Origin of the sequence: Cupriavidus sp. SIMBA_020, assembly GCF_046535395.1 — a bacterium.
GTDB lineage: Bacteria > Pseudomonadota > Gammaproteobacteria > Burkholderiales > Burkholderiaceae > Cupriavidus > Cupriavidus campinensis.
This window is the reverse complement of record NZ_JAWRWU010000003.1, coordinates 255,992-274,762: the sequence shown is the minus strand read 5'-3', so window position 1 is coordinate 274,762 and position 18,771 is coordinate 255,992. Positions and strand designations below refer to the sequence as shown.

19 protein-coding genes are annotated in these 18,771 nt (G+C 63.0%); 16 read left to right on the top strand and 3 right to left on the bottom strand.

Annotation, left to right across the window (positions count from 1 at the left end; all coding sequences use genetic code 11):
* Positions 1 to 167: 167 nt before the first annotated feature.
* Complete coding sequence (locus SB751_RS08175; RefSeq protein WP_144198766.1) at positions 168 to 380, bottom strand: DUF2892 domain-containing protein; 213 nt, start codon at positions 378 to 380, stop codon at positions 168 to 170.
* Positions 381 to 670: 290 nt separating this feature from the next.
* On the opposite strand from SB751_RS08175, the gene SB751_RS08170 reads away from it, so the two are divergent.
* Genes SB751_RS08170 through SB751_RS08160 form a run of 3 tightly spaced genes read left to right on the top strand, consistent with a single transcriptional unit; the run spans position 671 to position 4,618 of the window.
* A complete protein-coding gene (locus tag SB751_RS08170; RefSeq protein ID WP_144198768.1) occupies positions 671 to 3,391 on the top strand; it encodes a bifunctional acetate--CoA ligase family protein/GNAT family N-acetyltransferase in 2,721 nt (906 codons plus the stop codon).
* Entirely contained in the window at positions 3,388 to 4,104 is a 717-nt protein-coding gene (locus SB751_RS08165; protein WP_144198770.1) for a hypothetical protein, read from the top strand. Before SB751_RS08170 ends, SB751_RS08165 begins: the two co-directional genes overlap by 4 nt.
* A gap of 25 nt (positions 4,105 to 4,129) precedes the next feature.
* Complete coding sequence (locus SB751_RS08160; protein WP_410747929.1) at positions 4,130 to 4,618, top strand: hypothetical protein; 489 nt, start codon at positions 4,130 to 4,132, stop codon at positions 4,616 to 4,618.
* 241 nt (positions 4,619 to 4,859) lie between these two features.
* Here the strand turns inward: SB751_RS08160 and phaZ are convergent, their stop codons facing one another.
* Positions 4,860 to 6,122 (bottom strand): polyhydroxyalkanoate depolymerase, encoded by a 1,263-nt coding sequence (phaZ, locus tag SB751_RS08155; RefSeq protein WP_410747928.1) that lies wholly within the window; start codon positions 6,120 to 6,122, stop codon positions 4,860 to 4,862.
* A 373-nt stretch (positions 6,123 to 6,495) separates the two neighbouring features.
* The gene (locus SB751_RS08150; protein WP_144198774.1) at positions 6,496 to 7,110 is read right to left on the bottom strand and encodes a TetR/AcrR family transcriptional regulator; all 615 of its coding nucleotides are present in this window, start codon (positions 7,108 to 7,110) and stop codon (positions 6,496 to 6,498) included.
* Between the two features lie 111 nt (positions 7,111 to 7,221).
* Here SB751_RS08150 and SB751_RS08145 point away from each other — a divergent pair, with 111 nt between their 5' ends.
* The 13 genes from SB751_RS08145 (at position 7,222) to SB751_RS08085 (ending at position 18,770) form a co-directional block, all read left to right on the top strand.
* A complete protein-coding gene (locus tag SB751_RS08145; protein ID WP_211942995.1) occupies positions 7,222 to 8,514 on the top strand; it encodes an NAD(P)/FAD-dependent oxidoreductase in 1,293 nt (430 codons plus the stop codon).
* Entirely contained in the window at positions 8,511 to 9,269 is a 759-nt protein-coding gene (locus SB751_RS08140; RefSeq protein WP_144198778.1) for a DUF1365 domain-containing protein, read from the top strand. Before SB751_RS08145 ends, SB751_RS08140 begins: the two co-directional genes overlap by 4 nt.
* A 117-nt stretch (positions 9,270 to 9,386) precedes the next feature.
* A complete protein-coding gene (locus SB751_RS08135) occupies positions 9,387 to 10,544 on the top strand; it encodes an SAM-dependent methyltransferase (protein ID WP_244844632.1) in 1,158 nt (385 codons plus the stop codon).
* Between the two features lies 1 nt (position 10,545).
* The gene (locus tag SB751_RS08130; protein ID WP_211942996.1) at positions 10,546 to 11,085 is read left to right on the top strand and encodes a chalcone isomerase family protein; all 540 of its coding nucleotides are present in this window, start codon (positions 10,546 to 10,548) and stop codon (positions 11,083 to 11,085) included.
* Positions 11,082 to 12,383, top strand: a complete 1,302-nt coding sequence (locus SB751_RS08125; protein ID WP_410747927.1) for an MFS transporter — start codon at positions 11,082 to 11,084, stop codon at positions 12,381 to 12,383. The genes SB751_RS08130 and SB751_RS08125 overlap by 4 nt, the downstream gene beginning before the upstream one ends.
* Positions 12,380 to 12,916 carry a DUF3833 domain-containing protein gene (locus tag SB751_RS08120; RefSeq protein WP_410747926.1) on the top strand — a complete coding sequence of 179 codons (537 nt, stop codon included), beginning with the start codon at positions 12,380 to 12,382 and terminating at the stop codon, positions 12,914 to 12,916. Before SB751_RS08125 ends, SB751_RS08120 begins: the two co-directional genes overlap by 4 nt.
* Before the next feature lie 10 nt (positions 12,917 to 12,926).
* Positions 12,927 to 13,715 carry an SDR family NAD(P)-dependent oxidoreductase gene (locus tag SB751_RS08115; protein WP_144198788.1) on the top strand — a complete coding sequence of 263 codons (789 nt, stop codon included), beginning with the start codon at positions 12,927 to 12,929 and terminating at the stop codon, positions 13,713 to 13,715.
* Positions 13,716 to 14,174, top strand: coding sequence for a nuclear transport factor 2 family protein (locus SB751_RS08110; protein ID WP_144198790.1), 459 nt, complete (start codon positions 13,716 to 13,718; stop codon positions 14,172 to 14,174).
* Between the two features lie 205 nt (positions 14,175 to 14,379).
* A complete protein-coding gene (locus SB751_RS08105) occupies positions 14,380 to 15,273 on the top strand; it encodes a fasciclin domain-containing protein (RefSeq protein ID WP_244844633.1) in 894 nt (297 codons plus the stop codon).
* Positions 15,274 to 15,433: 160 nt separating this feature from the next.
* Entirely contained in the window at positions 15,434 to 15,787 is a 354-nt protein-coding gene (locus SB751_RS08100; protein ID WP_144198794.1) for a hypothetical protein, read from the top strand.
* A 94-nt stretch (positions 15,788 to 15,881) separates the two neighbouring features.
* A complete protein-coding gene (locus SB751_RS08095; RefSeq protein ID WP_313818453.1) occupies positions 15,882 to 17,087 on the top strand; it encodes a TolC family protein in 1,206 nt (401 codons plus the stop codon).
* On the top strand, positions 17,084 to 17,635 hold the full coding sequence (locus tag SB751_RS08090) for a hypothetical protein (protein WP_211943000.1): 552 nt from the start codon (positions 17,084 to 17,086) through the stop codon (positions 17,633 to 17,635). The genes SB751_RS08095 and SB751_RS08090 overlap by 4 nt, the downstream gene beginning before the upstream one ends.
* The gene (locus SB751_RS08085) at positions 17,613 to 18,770 is read left to right on the top strand and encodes an efflux RND transporter periplasmic adaptor subunit (RefSeq protein WP_244844634.1); all 1,158 of its coding nucleotides are present in this window, start codon (positions 17,613 to 17,615) and stop codon (positions 18,768 to 18,770) included. Before SB751_RS08090 ends, SB751_RS08085 begins: the two co-directional genes overlap by 23 nt.
* The last annotated feature ends 1 nt before the right edge of the window (position 18,771 follow it).

The following is an 18,771-nucleotide window of genomic DNA, read 5'->3' as shown; positions in this document are numbered from 1 at the left end:
AGCGTCGATATTTGACTTTGGTCCCTGCTGATCACGGACCAACCCAGGCGCAACCTGACTAGACCGGATGTCGACCACCGTTGACCGGCAACTCTGCGCGGGGCCACTTGCATTTGGAGGAATTCGAGTGAAACGGTGTTCACCGTGACCCCACGGGGAGGCAATCATCAAGGCCTTCGCAGATTCTTCGGCACATTGCGTGGACAAGTGCTCAGATTGAACAACCGGTAGAGCGGGCAATATCCAACGGCACCGGTCAAGAGCGGCACTAGCCCAATCCATCCCCAAGGGCCGATCAGGCTGGTGGCTGCCGCCCCGACGAGCCCGATGCCAACAGCCATGCGCAGCACGCGGTCCGCGCCACCTTCGTTACGTTCCATGATGGCACCTTCCCTTTCCTTCAGACACAAGGTGGCAACTGCTCAACCCGTATAGAGGGATATTGCTCATGAGGATCTCCCTGCTGTATGGCTCGCCGAAGCACGAGCGACTTCATATTGGCAACGACGACGGCGTTGCCATTGCGCTAGATCAAGCCCGCCCCACTGTGCATTTCTATATTGGGGAGGTGTGCAATGACGTGCTCTTTGGAGCCCCTGTTGGATGACCGCCTGTGGGCCTATGGCCATGCATGCGCCGTCGCTGTTCCCTGGCCAGGAGAGGCCTCCCGATGACCGTGCGCAATCTCAAGCATATGTTCCGCGCCACATCCGTGGCAGTGATCGGAGCGTCCACCCGTCCTCAGCGAGTGGGTAGCACCGTGCTGGCCGACCTGATGACGGCGGGCTTCAAGGGAAACATCTACCCGGTCAATCCCAAATACGCCGCAGTCGCCGGCCTGCATTGCTATGCGGCAGTGGAGGAACTGCCCGCATGCCCCGATCTCGCCGTCATCTGCACACCGCCGGCAACGATACCGGCCATCATCGCGGAGCTCGGCCGGCGGGGCTGTCGTGCCGCAGTGGTTCTGAGCGCCGGCATGTCCAGGCCAGACGCCGAAACTGGGATCACCCACCAACAGGCCATGCTGGAAGCAGCCCGCCCGTGGCTGCTGCGCATACTAGGACCCAACTGCGTTGGTCTGATTGTGCCAAAAATTGGCCTCAACGCCAGCTTCGCCCATGCCATGGCGTTGCCCGGCAAGCTCGCGTTCGCTACACAGTCTGGAGCGCTGGCCACGGCAGTCCTTGACTGGTCACTTTCGCGCGGCATCGGCTTCTCACATTTCATATCGCTTGGAGACAGCGCTGACGTCGATGTCGCAGACGTGCTGGACTATCTTGCCAGCGAGGCCGATACCCATGCCGTCCTGCTGTACGTGGAGGGCGTCCGCGACGGCAGAAAGTTCATGTCCGCGGCACGCGCTGCCGCGCGCAACAAGCCCGTACTCATCGTCAAGGCGGGACGTACACCGGAATCCGCCAAGGCCGCTGCCTCCCACACAGGTGCACTGGCCGGCGCCGACGACGTGTACGATGCAGCGATCCGTCGTGCCGGCCTGCTGCGCGTCGATACGACCGAAGATCTCTTTGATGCCGTCGAAACCCTTGCCCGCGCACGGCCACTCTATGGCGAGCAGCTAGCCATCGTGACCAATGGCGGAGGCGCCGGCGTGATGGCGACTGATGCGCTGCTGCGCGGCGGCGGCGCACTGGCGGGGCTGCCGGCAGGAACCATGGCGCGGCTCGACGCCGCCCTCCCGTCGACATGGTCGCACGGTAATCCTGTCGACATCGTGGGCGACGCGCCGGTAGCGCGCTATGTGGACGTCGTGCGCGCCCTTGCGGAGGCGCCAGGCATTGACGCCCTACTGTTACTGCACGCGCCGACCGCTATCGTCCGCAGCGCTGAGATCGCGGAGGCGATCGTCGAGGTCGCGCGCAGCCAGCCGGTTCCGCTCTTCACGAGCTGGCTTGGCGGCGACGCTGTCAGTGCGGCCCGCCGCCTCTGCCGCGATGCGGGCATCCCCACCTATGACACCCCCGAACAAGCCATAAAGGGGTTCCTGCAGGTCACCACGTACCGTCGCAATCAGGCACTGCTGATGCAGACGCCACCGTCCGTCAGCCCGGATATCGCGCCCGACAACCGGGCCGCCCGGCGCATTATCGATACTGCTCGGCAAGAAGGCCGCACGCTGCTGCATGCGCACGAGGCCAAGGGGGTGCTTGCCGCGTACGGCATCCCGGTCGTCGAGACGCGTACTGCGCCAGACGCCGAATCGGCAATCCTCGCCGCACGGGACCTTGGCTTTCCTGTTGCGCTGAAGATCGTTTCACCCGATATCTCACACAAGTCCGATGCGGGCGGCGTGGCGCTCGACCTGCGTTCGGATGAACAGGTTCTGGCGGTCGCACTCGCGATGGTGAAGACGGTGCGGGAGCGCGCACCGCTCGCCCGGATCGAGGGGTTCTCGGTCCAGCGCATGGTGACGAGCCGGACGGCGTTCGAACTCATCCTCGGCGCCGCCAACGATTCGGTGTTCGGTCCTGTGATGCTCTTTGGCCACGGCGGTACAGCCGTGGAGCGCATTCGGGACTGCGCTGTGGCCTTGCCTCCGTTGAATCCCTTGCTCGCGGCTGAACTCGTGTCGCGCACGCGCATCTCGCACCTGTTGAGCGGGTACCGTAATGTGCCCCCGGTCGACATCGACGCCGTGATTGGCGCGATACAGGCCGTATCGCAGCTCGTCTGTGACGTGGAAGACATCATCGAACTGGACATCAATCCGCTCGTGGCGGCCCACGACGGGGTGATCGCACTCGACGCCCGCATCGCGTTACGTGGGAGCGAGGTGGGACCGCGTTGCCGGCTTGCGATCCTGCCTTATCCGGCGACACAGGAGCGCCCTGCCCTCTGGCAAGGTGAAGCGCTCACGCTGCGCCCGGTGCGGCCGGACGACGAACCTGCGTATCGCGTCTTTTTTCAGGCACTGGCACCGTCCGACGTGCACTCCCGCTATCTGTGCATGTTCAGGCAGCCCGAGCATAGCCAGCTAGCGCGCATGACCCAGATCGACTATGCGCGGGAGATGTGCTTTGTCGCCGTCCGGCAAGGCATGCAGGACGGCGACAAAAGCGAATTCATTCTCGGCGAATGCCGTGCGGTGGCAGATCCCGACAACCAGCGTGCGGAGTTTGCCATCTCGGTGCGTTCCGACGTAAAGGGGAAGGGACTTGGCACCCTGTTGTTACACACACTGCTCGACTACTGCCGCGCGCAAGGTACGGCCGAACTGTACGGCGTTACCGAAGCCACCAACGCCCCGATGCTCGCACTGGCCCGGCGGTTCGACTTCGAGTTGACCGCTACGCCAGACGGCATCCATATGCGTCGCGCCCTGGCCGGGGTGGCCCCGGCTATACCGACTGCTTTACCGGAGGTAACTTGACCATGAAACCCCATGAAGGCTTGCTTGCCGCATTCCTGGCCATCCTGCTCATGGCACCGTCTGCCCTGGCGCTGGCACAGCGCCCTGACACGCAGGGGCCCGCCCAGGTGCCAACCATGCGCGGCGCGGACCTGCTGACCCCAGCGGAGATTGCCGACTTCTGCGCGCGCATGGAGCACGCGCAAACGCCCGACGCGCGCCGTATGGAGACCCGCCGATTAAGGGGACTGATGCGGATGCGTGCCACGGAGCGCGGTGTGCGCCTCTCTCCCGGCGATGGCACAGGGCGCCCGGGCATGGGCAACACGGCCTGTATGGCCCGCCCAGGCCAGACGGACGCGGTTGCCGCAATCGGGCTCGCGGATGCCGGCGTCGCAGCACCGCACGAGCAACTGCGGGACGGCATTGCCTACCTGAGCGGCGGCATCGGCGCCGATGAGGCCTCCGCGATGCGCCTTGCCGCGTCCCGCTACAGTCTGCGCCTGACGTTCACGGGCCGCCACGGTGAATTCCTGTCGGACGTCGCGACAGAGATCTTCCGCGAGGGCGGCAATCAGGTGTTCTCGGTCACCTCCGAGGGTCCATTCCTGTTTGTCCGCCTGCCACCGGGGACGTATCGCGTCGTCACCAAGGCCGACGGCGTCGAACACACCGACAGGGTTACCGTGCCTGCCCGGGGCGGCGTGTCACGCACTGTGACATGGACCTCCTGACCTTAACCAATGCGGAGATACGTCGATGACTCGATTATCCAGCAGGCCGTTGCGTGGCGCGGCCCTCTTGGCCCTCGGGGCGGTCTGGCTCGCCGCCATGGCAGCGCCCTTGGTCGCCGGGGCGGCCGAAGTTCGCTCGCAGAATGGCATCAGCTATATGAGCGGCGGAATCGGACGCGAGGACGTGGACAGCATGCGCGCGCAGGCCGGGCGCTTCAACGTCCGCCTCAGCCTGATCAGCGCGTCGACCGGCGAGTCGCTTTCCGATGTCCTTGTCCTCGTGTCCAACAGCGATGGCAAGCGACTGTTGCGCGTCGTGACTGAAGGACCGCTTCTCTATGTTCGCCTTGATGCCGGCGCGTATGTCGTGACCGCCGAGTACCAGGGCCAGCAGCGGGTCGTCCAAGTGACGGCCGGACCGACGCCGCTAGACTTCGTGATCCGGATGCCCGTGAACACGCTGGAGGACGACTGGCTCTATTGTGAGACGCGCTGCCCGCGTCGCGAACGCTGACACAAGCGTGACAATGACGGGCGCCTTGGATATCGCCACCGGGTTGTGCAACGGGTTGTGCAACGGGTTGTGCGAACGGGCGCAAGCCCCGTCCTTGGGGGGGCGCTCGCTGACGCCCCGGGACAATACGTGCTCGAACCGTAGACGTGGCGCAACCCGACCGGACGAGCCATTTCCCGGGGATGACGTGACCGTGCGACCTGTCCGGCGAGGTCAAGTCAATTTTTCAGCCGCAATGACATCAGGACCTGCCATCCGCAGAATGGCGGGCGGGGCTTGCCGTACCCCTTCCGCAAGCGGGCGCGGGCGCGCGCCATGCGACCATTCTCCGTTGCAGTAAGGGATAGACACGGACGAGCCAGGGCTTGCCACTGAACAACCCATAGTGATCACAGTCAGCAACGGTAATCTGTTCGTGGAATGCCGGCGGCAGATTTCTGCACAGGGTATGCGCAGCGTGGGTCTGTCCTGCCCCTGTGATGGTGTCTTCGGCGCCTTCCACGGTCAGCAGGTGGGTGCCCCGCATGACCCCAGGCCGGACACTTGCGCCAGCGACGCGCCACTTGCCGCGCGGCAACAGAAAGCGGTGGAATACCACATCGATCGTATCCGCGATGAATTCCGCAGGAAGATCAACCGTAGCCGAATAGTCGATCGCCGCCGCCATGCTGGCGGATATTGCCGCCGGGTCTCCCAGGAAGACACCGCGCATGGCGTCAAGGAACAGTCCCGCCTGCCGCGCTGGTTGCCCGCTCGCCAGTGCCGATAGCTGGAGAAAGCCCGGGTACACGATCCGCCCCGCCCCAGCATAGCCATGTGGGACTACGCCCGTATAGCGGTCCGCGAACGATTCCCGCGAGACTCGGCTCGCGGCGCGACCAATCGCAGTCGGATGGCATCGGGCATCAACGGGGCCACCCATAAGGACGAGCGATCGGAGTTCCGGCCCCGGACTGGCCGCCAGGCGCGCAGCCGCAGCCAGTGCCGGCACAGTTGCCTGGCAGACCGCCAACACATCGAGGTCCGCAGGCCCCAGCCTTGCCATGAATCGCTCCAGGGCCAGGACGTGATCATCGAGACCGAAGGCCCCTGCTTCGCGCGGAATGTCTCGCGCATCGATCCAATCCGTCACATAGACATCAGATTCATTAAGCAGCGAACGGACGGCAGTGCGCATCAGCGCAGCATGGTGGCCCGCTTGTGGCGCACACAGCAGTAACCGGGGCCGCGCCACGGCGTCTTTGCCAGCGCAGAGACCAAACCGCAGAAGCCGGCAGAATGGTGTCTGCACCTCGACCGTGACGCTAACGGGCAGGGATTCTCCCTGATTCTCAATCGATGTAATGCCGAATGCAGGCGTCCCGAACATGCACATGGACGCCTGGAACGTCTCGTAAGCCTGCGCAAACTGGGCGCGCCGTAGGACGTCGGCCATGCGCGCCGAGGGGTTGAACGGCCAGAACCAGTCGACCTGTTCAACGCCTCCGCACGTCGCGTGGCGCATTGCGGCTTTCCCACCGTTCATTCTGGCCTCCTTGCCGCCGCACTGCACGCCGGCGGTGACAACGTGGCGAGCGGTCGCGAATCGAATGCGCCGCAATCGCGCCCGCAACCGCCGCAAACGCAGCGGCAATGCTCATGCTCGGATCGCGGCGCAGTGCCCGAGGACACAGGCAGGCAGCCATGGCATCCCCCGCCACGCTCGCCGTCAAACAACTTGCGCGGCGCCCTGAAGATCTGTGCGGTCAAGTCGCCAGGGTTCGGCGACTCGCGCACCGGGCAACTGGGTGACCTGGCCGCACTGACTGGCGCCACGGTGGTCTCGCCGCAGGCAGGCATCTCGCTCGAACACGTGACCCTGGAGCCATTGGGTGAGGCTAGGGACGAGTCGCGATCCCGTGAAAACACACTTCAAGCATGTGGGCGACGATTTGCTGGTCGTCCATTTTTGCGTATAGGCGCAGATACTCGACCGCCGGGTCGCACGTGCGCGAATAATAGGAAAAAAGGATCACGTCGTCCGGAAGCGCGCTGGCCAACTCCCCCGCTTTCTTCGCCTCCCTAACCAGCCCCTTAAGAGTGCCGTTGAGCTTGAGCACGCGCGTCACATAGCGCAGATTGCGCGTCAGCATGTCGCGCACGTGCGGGCTGGTCGAGGGCAGGAACGGCAGCCCGCCTTCCAAACGTACACGCAGCGCCCACGCCAGGAGCGCACGCAAGCGCCCCATCGCTGTTTCATCCCGCGGCAAGCGCTCCAGAAAATCGATGGCCCCATCGATCAGCCGGATCATGGCAGCGCCCACAAGGTCATCCTTCGATCTGAAATGCTTGTAGAGGATGGGCTTGGAAATGCCCACCTCGCCGGCAACGTCATCCATCGTCATCAGGTCGAACCCTTTCCCCGCCAGGATGCGCGAGGTCGCATCCAGGATCGCGTCCTCGCGCAACCGGAAGGTCTGGTCCTTGAAGCTGATCTTGCCCAAAATACCCATTTGTAAATTTCGTTACTATGCAGTAACCTTCTTTCCGAGACAGTAGGGGTATGGTAGCACCCCCACTCCAAAACGCATCAGCAACCGCGAAAAAAGTCAGAAAGGTGCCGCGTGAGCGCTTATTCAGTCACTCAGAGGGGATTGCGAATTGCCGTTGTAGGCGCCGGGGTCTCGGGCTTGGCGAGCGCTTGGCTGCTTGCGAGGGATCACGCCGTCACGCTTTTCGAGGCTGGCAACTATCTGGGCGGGCATACCAATACGGTCGACGTCGCCCTTGATGGCCACACCTGCCCGGTCGATACAGGGTTCCTGGTGTTCAACGACCGCACGTACCCGAATCTGGTAGCGATGTTCGAAGCGCTTGGCGTGCGTTCTCACGCAAGCGATATGTCGTTCGCGGTCTCACTGGACGAGGGGCGTCTCGAATGGGCCGGCACCAATGTGAGTACTGTCTTTGCGCAACGTCGCAACGCCTTCTCCCCTACCTTCCTTGGAATGCTCCGAGACATTGTGCGTTTTAACGGCGCAGCACAGGTCCATCTGGCATTCGCCGAACGCAGCCGTTGCTCCCTTGGCGATTTGCTGGAAGCTGGCCAATACGGACAACCCTTCCGTCAGCACTACCTGCTGCCTATGGCCGCCGCCATCTGGTCATGCGCGACGGCTGACGTGCTGCGCTTCCCGGCCGCCACGTTCCTGCGCTTTTGCTTGAATCACGCGCTTCTGCAGGTCCGCAACCGCCCGCAGTGGCGCACTGTTGCCGGCGGCGCGCGCGAATATGTCCGCCGCATCGCCGCACATCTCGATGACATCCGACTGGGCGTTGCCGTGCGCGCCGTGCGCCGGGATGGAGACGGTGTGAGCGTCATGACCGACGCAGGCACATCACGTTTCGATGCCATTGTCTTCGCCTCACACGCCCCAGACACACTGCGGATGCTGGCCGATGCAACACCAGCCGAACATCAGGTGCTTGCAAGCGTCCGCTACGCGCCCAATATCGCGATCTTGCACACCGATGCGACGCTCCTACCCCGCCGCCCAAGTGTATGGTCCGCCTGGAACTACCTCGGCCGCCGCCATAGCGATGCACAACGTGCGGTGTGCGTAAGCTACCTTCTCAACCAGTTGCAGCCCCTACCGTTTCGCACGCCCGTCGTGGTCACACTCAACGCCTTTCGGGAGCCCGCACCCGGCACGGAGCTGCGCCGCTTTCACTACGAGCATCCCCTCTTCGACCTCGCGGCCATTGCAGCGCAGCAGCAACTGCCTGCCTTGCAAGGCGAACGACGAACCTGGTACGCCGGCGCCTGGACCGGATACGGCTTTCACGAAGACGGCCTGAAGTCCGCACTGCGGGTGGCCCGCGACTTTGGCGCATTGCCGACTTGGTCTCGACTATGAAGCCCGCCGCATTGCTCCTGCGCTGCCGCGTCATGCACGATCGCCTGCGCCCCGCCCGCAACCGCTTCGCGTACCCCGTCTTTTGCCTGCGCATCGATATCGATGGGCTGCCGGCCTTGCAACAGTGGTGGTTCGGCATCGACCGCCGGAGACCTTTCAGCCTGCATACGCGCGACTACGGACCGCGCGATGGCACGAGCCTGGGCAAGTGGATTCGTCCACGTCTGGCTGCCCTGGGGCTGCCAGACGACGGACCGATCTGGTTGCAGACCACACCGCGCATCTTCGGCTATGTCTTCAACCCGGTCAGCTTCTGGTATTGCTACGACAAGGCCGGCGCACTGCGCGCATTAGTCGCTGAAGTGAACAACACGTTCGGGGATCATCATGCCTACCTTGTTACAGCACCGGACCTTGGCGTCATCCACGCGCGCACAGTGCTCGCTACCCGCAAGCGCCTTCATGTGTCGCCCTTTAACACAGTGCAGGGCCACTACGCGTTTCAAGTGCGCGAAACTGAAAGCACAGCGTATGCCGGCATTGACTACTACGATGACAACGGCCTCGTGCTTCGCACCTCGATTGGTGGCCACAAGTCGCCGCTGACCTTGGGTCGCATGCTGTTGGCCGTGGCACGCCAGCCCTGGGCCGCGATTGCCGTCATCGTACGCATCCACTGGCAGGCATTTCGCCTGTGGAGGATGTCAGTTCCCTTTCATGGCAAGCACCCGCCTTCGGTACCCCCCATCGGCTAACCCCATCTCTGCCCGTCCCTATCCGCTCATATGAACCGTCTTCCATCCGGACATCGTGCGCTGCTACAGCCTTGTACCCCAGCCCTGCTGCCGTCCCGGACGTCCGTGTTTGTCCGGATGTTCCTGGCCGTGCTCCAGCGCCTGGCCGTGGGCCATCTGGTGCTCCTACGGCCGGACGGGGAGGAGGCGATCTACGGCGATCCGCATGAAGCGCCGGGGGCTCGGCTGACGCTGCGGGACTGGCGCGCTTGCGAAGCCGTCCTGAGCGCCGGCGATATTGGTTTTGCCGAGGCTTACCGCGCCGGATGGGTAGACACCCCCGATCTGGTCGCCCTGCTGCGCCTGGCCCTTGAGAATGAATCAGTCTTGTCATGTGCCATCGATGGCGCGTGGCTGAGCCGCCGCTGGTATCTGCTGCGACATCTCTTTCGCAGGAACACACGGGGCGGCAGCCGGCGCAATATCCATGCCCACTACGATCTGGGCAATCCCTTCTACGCCCTGTGGCTCGACGAGACCTGGAGCTATTCCGCCGCGCACTTCGACGGTCACAACGAACGCTCACTGACAGAGGCACAGGAAGCCAAGTACGCGCACATCTGCGACGTGCTTGGGCTGAAGCCCGGCATGCACGTCCTCGAGATCGGGTGTGGCTGGGGCGGTTTTGCGATGCATGCGGCCAGACGCGGCGTGAACGTGCACGGTGTCACGATCTCCGCCGCCCAACTGGCACACGCCCAAATGCGCATTGAGCAGGAGGGCTTGACCGACCGCATCAGGCTCGAGTTGCGCGACTATCGCGACCTGGAAGGCACGTACGACGCGATCGTGTCAATCGAGATGTTCGAGGCAGTCGGGCAGGCCTACTGGACCGCCTTTTTTGACCAGCTCTCCCGGACGCTTCGCCCGGGGGGCCAGGCCGTGGTGCAATCGATCACAATCGACGACAAACGCTTCGATGCATATCGATATAGCAGCGACTTTATCCGCGAGTACATCTTTCCCGGCGGCATGCTCCCAAGCGCCGAGCGATTTGCTGAGGCCGCCGGTAAATGCGGATTCTCGAGCCGTACGGCGTTGGCCTTCGGTAGTGACTACGCCGAAACGCTTCGGCGATGGCGCGAGCGCTTTGAGGCCCAAGCCGGGGCGATCCTGGCCCTTGGCTTCGACGAAGCATTTATACGCATGTGGCGGCTCTACCTGTGCTACTGCGAGGTCGGATTCGACGCAGGTCGCACCGACGTCATGCAGTTCCTCCTCACGCGCAGGGACTAGCATGGCACGGCACCTCGCAGCCTTGATGCTTGCGCTAACAGCTCTGCCTGGTATCGCGGCCGCCTCGTGGCGCGACGCCCTACCGCAGGCACATATGATCGGCCAAGGCAACTACCGCTGGTTGGGGATGCGCATCTATGAAGCGCAGCTTTGGAGAAGCCAACCACCGGTCTCCAACGACCCAGCCGTGGTGCTCGACGCCCCGTTCGCGCTACACCTCATTTATGCACGAGACATTCGTGCACAGCGCCTGGTGGACACCAGCATCGAGGAAATCCAGCGTATCCACGGCAATTCATTGTCCGAATCGACCGTTGGCCAGTGGCGACAGGCTCTTTCACGCGTATTGGTCGACGTGCGTGCGGGTGATCGCTTGACTGGCGTGTACACGCCGATGCAGGGCGCGCGCTTCTACGCCAACGACAGCGAGACCGGGCGGGTCGACGATCCCGTGCTTGCCCACGCATTCTTCTCCATCTGGCTTGGCCCGTCGACCCGTGATCCGGTATTGCGCAGGAAGCTCCTCGGACTAGCTCGATGACCATACGCTCGGCTCACCTCGTTGCCTACGGTGCATTGGGCCTCCCGCTTGCCATGGTGGCGCTGCCCATATACGTCCAGGCGCCTGCGTATTACACCTCTCGCCTTGGCATGCCTTTGTCCACGGCCGGCCTCATCCTGTTTCTCACCCGCCTTGTCGATACCGCACAAGACCCATTGCTCGGGCGCTGGGCAGATACGCTGGCGCGCAGCCGCCGTCTCCCCACTGCTTTGTGGATCAGTGCCGCGTGCCTCATCGCCGCATTTGGGGCCTTGTGGATGCCGATGGTCTCAGGCAGGGCACTGGCCACCTGGTTTTCCGCCGCCCTGGTCGCCGTATACGCTGCGCACAGTTTCATGAATGTCGCGTACCTCGCATGGGGTGCCACGCTGGGGCCCGATAGCAGCGTATTGACCCGGGCGGCAGCCTGGCGCGAAGGCGCTGGCGTGTTGGGTGTCCTCATTGCCAGTGCGGGGCCAGCGTGGCTGCTGGCGAACGAAGACACGGCGCCGCAAGATGCCATGGTCCCATTCATTGCGCTCTTTGGCATCCTGTTGATCGGCGCGCTTTGGGTACTGCGCTTCGCTCCTCCCTGGCGAATGATGCCGAGTTCGAATACTCACCTGCACGGCCGCGGCAGCGACTCCCCTGCCATCTTGGGCGTATGGAGAAACGTACGCGACAACCGCTCGTTCCGAGCGATTCTGGTGCCCTATTTCCTGAACGGACTATCCGTCGCCATACCCGCTTCCCTGGCCGTCTTCTTTATCGAAGATCGACTGGGTGCAATGCAATGGGTCGCACCCAGTCTCGCGCTGTATTTCCTGGCGGCCGCCCTGGGGCTCCCACTCTGGGTTCGCATATCCGGGCGCGTCGGTCCCCAGCGCGCGTGGCGCGCCGCAATGGGACTGGCGATCGCGGCGTTTGTGTGGGCGGCGACGCTCGGACCGGGAGATGTGGCGCCGTTCCTCGTGGTATGCATCGGATGTGGCTTTGCACTCGGGGCAGATCTTGCATTACCGCCGGTCCTGCTGGCCCAGTGCATTCCGAATGGCGAAGGGGCCGGCGCCTACTTCGGGATCTGGACCCTGATCGGCAAGCTATGCCTGGCGCTCTCCGCACTGATTCTCCCTGGGCTCGCTTGGCTGGGCTATCAACCGGGCACCCCGGCCATCGGCACGCCCGGCGTGGCGCTCGCCCTCGCCTACGCCGGCCTACCCTGCCTGCTCAAGCTCGGAGCGCTTGTCGCATTGCGCACGAAAACGCCCACAGCAAAAGTCACAGAGGAACTCCAATGAAACCGCTCGTTGCGATAGTGCTTGGCGCCGCTACGATTCTCGGCACGGCATGTACGATGCCTGATGTCAGCCTGTATGCGCAGGAGCGCCCAGTCTTCGACTTGCCCCAGTTCTTTTCAGGCAATACCGAAGCATGGGGAATGTTCCAGAAACGCAGTGGCGAAATCGTCAAACGATTCCATGTGGCACTCGACGGCCGCATGTCGCAGGATCAATTCGTCCTGCACGAAACGTTTCGCTACAGCGACGGTACAACGCAGGAGCGTACTTGGACACTCAAACGCGAGCGGGACGGCACCTGGCGTGGCGAGGCACCCGATGTCGTTGGCACGGCAACAGGAGAGTCTGCCGGCAATGTCCTCCGGTGGCGCTATACCTTGCAGCTTCCAGTCGACGGAAAGGTCTACGACGTCCAGTTCGACGACATGATGGTTCTCATCGACCCGCAGACGATGATCAATCGTGCCCGCGTTACCAAGTTCGGCTTCGAAGTCGGGCAGGTGACGGTCGTTTTTCGTCGCCCGGCGCCGTAGGGGCGCAAGCATGGTCTTCGGTCTGCACCTTAACCCGCGCCTGCGCGACTGGCATGGCAAGCGCGTCTGGCTGGTCGGCGCATCGAGCGGGATAGGGGCTGCGCTCGCCAAAGCGCTGCTTGGGAAAGGGGCCTGGGTCGCAGTTTCGGCGCGTCGCGCGGACGCCCTGCTCGCGGTGGTCGAAGGCCATCCCAAGGGCGTCGTGCTCACCATGGATGTACGCCAGCCTCAAGATTGGACAGCGACCCACGACGCGCTTTGCGAAGCATGGCAAGGCGTGGATCTGGTGGTCTTCTGTGCGGCTGACTACCGTCCCCTAAGCCCTTGGGAGTTAAGTGCGCGGGAAGCGCACGACACGATAGAGACGAACGTTTGCGGCGTCTATTACGGCCTAAGCGCAGTGCTTCCCGCAATGCTTCTGCGGCGCTCGGGCGGCATCGCCATTGTGGCAAGCGTCGCGGGCTACATCGGCTTACCCGGCGCCACGTTGTATGGCCCCTCAAAGGCGGCCCTGATCAACCTGGCGGAGCTTCTGTATACGGAACTCCATGCACACGGCCTCGGGGTGTACCTGATCAATCCGGGCTTCGTCAAATCGCGCCTGACGGCGCGCAACACCTTCCGGATGCCCGCCCTCATCACACCGGAAGTTGCAGCGGAAGCAATTCTCACCGGGTTGGAACGAGGTCGCTTCGAAATAGCGTTCCCACAACGCTTTACACGCTTGGTTCGTCTTATCAGTCTACTGCCGTACCGAATCAGCCTTGGCCTGCTACAGCGGCTGACCCGCATATCATGAATGTCTCTGACCCACATGCCAGATCAATATACCCTGCCGCCACATACCCTAGCCGCGTTACTGGCATGGTACGACGCGTTGTCGCCCTCCTCACTCGCACATCTGGACCAGTATTACGCGCGGCAGGCGCGCTTCTGCGACCCGTTTAACGACGTTTGCGGAATCCCCGCGATCCGGGCGGTCTTTGAGCATATGTTCGAGAGCGTTGAAGCCCCGCGCTTTGCGATCCAAACGAAAATGAGCAGTGGTGCCGAAGCTATTGTTTCCTGGAGGTTTACGGGAAACGTGCGTCAGCATGCTTTCGACGTACCCGGCTGCACACAGTTCTCTTTTGACAGGGATGGCTTCGTTGCAAGTCATCAGGATTTCTGGGACGCCGCCACGCTGTGGCGTCAATTGCCACTGATCCGCACTCCCGTAGCATGGCTATGCAAACGTTTTTCTTCAAACGTTACATAAGTCCTCTGAAAATTCGCTCGCTGGATAGTAGGGATCACCGCTCGTCGTGATGCAAGTTAGAGGAAATCGACCAGTTTTTTCACTTTGCGAGTTGAAGGAGGCAATCCATGGCCGCATAAAAAGCTAAAACCTGTTGGAGCGCTTATTGCTTGGCACAGTTTGGAGAATGATCATGCTACGGTGGATTATAGGATTATGTAGTGCCATGTTGCTTGCCATTACCGTGGGATGCGGTGGCGGCGACGATCCCCCCAAGAACGTCGTGCAGGTCGCCAATAACGACAGCCGTTTCAGTATTCTCGCCGAAGCCGTTCAGGCAGCGGGCCTGACGGATACCTTGACCGCACCCGGGCCCATTACGGTGTTTGCTCCCACAAACGATGCTTTTTCGGCGTTGCTTGGTGAACTCGGCGTGACCAAGGACCAACTACTGACAAACAAGTCGCTGTTGACAGCAGTACTTAGATATCACGTTGTGTCCGGGCAAATCCAGAGCGGCGCGATTCCCCTCGGTAAGCCCATCAATCCGGTTGGGGGTGGATTTTTCAAGATCGACAAAATCGGCACCAGACTCGTCGTCACAGATGGGCGCAACCGAACGAGCAACATCATTCAAGCGGACATTGCCGCATCCAATGGCGTCATCCATGCCATCGACAAGGTGCTTTTACCTGCCGACAAGACAATCGTGCAAACGGCCATTGCTAACCCTGACTTCAGCATTTTGGTGGAGGCAGTGACAGCCGCAGGATTGGTTGACACGCTCAATGCGCCTGGGCCTTACACCGTTTTCGCACCGACCAATGCGGCATTTGCATCGCTGTTGACTGAACTGGGTGTCACCAAGGAGCAACTTTTGGCGAACACACTGTTGCTTACGAAAGTGCTGACATACCACGTGGTGCCCGACCTGGTCCTGAAAGCCAGTGTTCCGCTTAACACGCCGATAAAGACTGTCGAGGGTGAAGCGTTCACCGTCGGCCCAACCTTGGCGATTACGGACCAGCGTGGCCGCCAGTCGAACATCGTTGGCACAGACGTGCTGTCCTCAAACGGGGTCATCCACGTTTTGGACAAAGTCATCTTGCCCGCACCCTGAGTGCTCTACGGGTGCACGGACCGTGACCGTGCACCCCCCAGCATCGGCATCACCCGGCACGGGCCAATGCGGAGTTTCAGACGCTTCTTTCCGGCACGCCCATCCTCAGACCGCGAAGGGATTGTGTCGGACGCCGATTTGCTCATGTAGAATTCGTTCCATGTCGCGAATCATAGCCATTTTCATGATGCTGATTCTGCCACTGCAGGCCTTTGGCGCAGTGGAGCGACAGTTCGACCATATGTCGGGCGAAGCCATGGATCATCTGGTCGCGCATGCCGAGCATGTGCAGCACCACCACGACGATGACGGCGCCATGGAGGAGGACGATTCCCTTGCCTCCGCGACGCACCAACTCGCTTTCGACCTGATGTCGAACCTCCCTGGCACACTCCTGTCCGTAGCGCTCCCGCTGCTGCTGGATACCCAACAAGTCGTGCCATCTTTTGCAGGCAGCACCATCCCCACGCCTGCATACAGTCCCCCCTTACGACCACCTCACGTGCCCGCCTGACGGCGGGGCGTTGTCCTTTTCTGCTCGCCGTGTCCGGCTGTGACACGGTACCCCGTCGCGACGCTTGCTCGAGCTTTTGGCGTTTGGGGAATTTATGCAGAAGTCATTGCTATGCCTGGCGGCGTCCTTCGGGATGCTGGCCAATGTCTGCGCGCAGACACCGACCACGGATTTGCGCGCCCTGTTCGATGCCGCCTGGCAGCGGTCGGTTGCCGTACAGGCGACCGAGGGCCGTCGGCTGGAAGCCGCTGCCAGCCGCGTCCAGGCTGACGCCCTGATTGCGGGGCCACCTTCTATCGACTTGCGGCACCGCGGCGACCAGCTTACCGATCGTCGCGGTGTCCGGGAAAGCGAGGTTGCTCTGGGCGTGCCGATCTGGATGCCGGGGCAGCGCAGTGCCCGCGGCGCGCTTGCGGAGGCCCACGCCGCCGAAGCGGAATCCGCTGTCAGGCTGGGCCAACTCGCCGTCGCCGCCGAGGTTCGGCAACGGGTGTGGCAACTTGCCGCCGCGGAATCGGAGCGAGACGTGGTGCGGCGCCGCGTGATCGTCGCGCAGTCACTGCGCGACGACGTCAGGCGCCGCCTGACTGCAGGCGACCTTGCCCGGACAGATCTGCTGTTTGCGGAACAGGAACTGCTTGCAAGCCAGGCGCTGCTGACGGAGAGCGAAGCGCGGCTGGTGGAGACCCGTGCGCGCCTTGTGCAGACCACGGGCTCGGCCGAATTGCCGGCGAGGTTCGAGGAAACACCGGCCTCCGTAGGCTCAGCCACCTCCCATCCCCGGCTTGACGCCGCGCAAAGCGCCGTGGAACGCGGCGAACGACAGGTCGGGTACCTGCAGAAGTCCCGTCGTGACCCACCCGAGGTCGGCTTGACCTATCGACGCGACACGGCGGGGGGCGGCCTGCCGAGTGACCAGACCATAGGCGTCTTCATCCGCATCCCTTTCGCCACCGATGCGCGCAATCTGCCTCGCGAAACGGCTGCGCAGACCGAACTGATGACCGCGCGCGCGGAACGGGACCGAGCCGAACGCATCGTGCAATCGGAAATCGATGCCGCCCGGCAGTCGCTAGCGCTGGCCGAACAACAGCTCGAACTGGTCAGCCAGCGTAGCAGCACGCTGTCGGAGCGCTCGGACCTGCTGCGCAAGACGTTCAACGCCGGCGAAATCGGCTTGCCCGAAGTCTTGCGCGCCCAAAACCAGGCATTGGAAGCGGAAACGGAGCTGGCGCAGATGCGCGCACGCCGTGGCCTCGCCATTGCCAATCTGAACCAGGCCCTCGGAGTCCTGCCATGAACCGAATCCTGACCATCGCATTGCTGTGCTGTGCGACGCTGACTGCACACGCAGCCCCTGGCGCCCACGGGCCCAACGGCGAGCACCTGGACGCACCAGCTGCCACTGCCAGCGCCGTCACCACGCTTCCCGTGATTGAAGCCAATACCGAGGGTTTCGAGCTGGTCGGCACCCTCCACGGCGATGAACTCTCCGTCCTGGTCGATCGCTATGACACCAACGCGCCCGTCACGACGGGAACGCTCGACGTCGAACTCGGCACGATCAAGGCGCAGTCGAAACTTCATCACGACATCGGGGACTTTTCCTTCACCGACCCGAAGCTCCTTGCTGCGCTGCGCCAGCCCGGCGACCACGCGCTCGTCTTCACGTTGGTGACTGGCAACGATGCCGACCTCATGGAAGGCAAGCTCGTCGTCGCGCCAGGCACGGACGGCCATCGCCATTGGCAATTCAAGCGTGTGGCATGGTTCGTCGTGGCCCTCCTTGCCGTGCTCCTGCTGACTGCAATTGCCTGGCGAGTGCGTGCTCGTCGATCCATTTCCTGAGGGCCGCGCCGCCATGAACAAGATAACGATAGCAATCGCCATTTCCGCGCTGATCGCAAGCCACGCGATGTCCGTGTCGGCCGCACCCGGTGCCCACGGGCCCGACGGGGAACACCTGGACACCGCCGCCGGTACCGGCAGCGGTCTGCTCCGCCTCCCTGACGGCAGTGTGCAGGTGCCCAAGCTGGCGCAGCGGCGCATGGGTATTCGCACCATGATGCCGCAGAGCGGAGAACACCCCCAATCGGTAACCCTTAACGCAACCGTGGTGATGGATCCGAACGCGGGTGGCCGCGTGCAGGCCGGTCACCCAGGCTGGCTCGAGCCGCCCCGGAGCGGCTTCCCGGTGCTGGGGCAGCGCGTCGCCAAGGGGCAGACGCTTGCGGTGCTTCGACATAAGAACGAACCGTTCGATATCGGCAACCAACAGGCACAGCTTGCGACGCTGACGGCCAACCTCAAGCTGGCGCGGCAACGGCTGGAGCGTCTGGAGTCGTTGCAGGACAGCATTCCACGCAAGGATATCGATGCCGCGCGTGCGGAGGTCCAGAGCCTGAGCGGCCAGCGCGACGCGGTGACAACCAGCCTGCACCCGACGGCCCCGTTGCGCGCGCCCGCCAGCGGTGTGATTGCCTCGGCCAGCGTGGTCGCTGGTCAGGTGGTCGCGCCGCAGGACGTGTTGTTCGAAATAGTCGATCCACTGCATCTATTGATCGAGGCCCAGACTGCCGACACTTCCCTGGTCGGTCGCATCCGCGATGGCGTGTTGGCTGACGGCGGAAAATCCGGCGGCATGCTGAAGTTTGTCGGCGCGGGCCGCAGCCTGAAGAATGGTGCGGTGCCGCTGACGTTCAGCCTGGCAGACGGCGCGTCGACGCTTGCGGTGGGCCAGCCCCTGACCGTGCTGGCGCGGCTCTCCGACACGATGCAGGGCATTGCATTACCCAGCGAGGCATTGGTACGGAACCCGAACAACGAGCCAGTCGTCTGGGTCAAGTCCGGGACGCAGCGCTTTATTGCGCAACTCGTTGAAGTCCGCACGCTCGATGCGCGCACCGTGATCGTCACCCGGGGACTGTCGCCGGAGAACCGGGTGGTCGTCACAGGCGCCGCGTTGATCAACCAGATCCGATAGA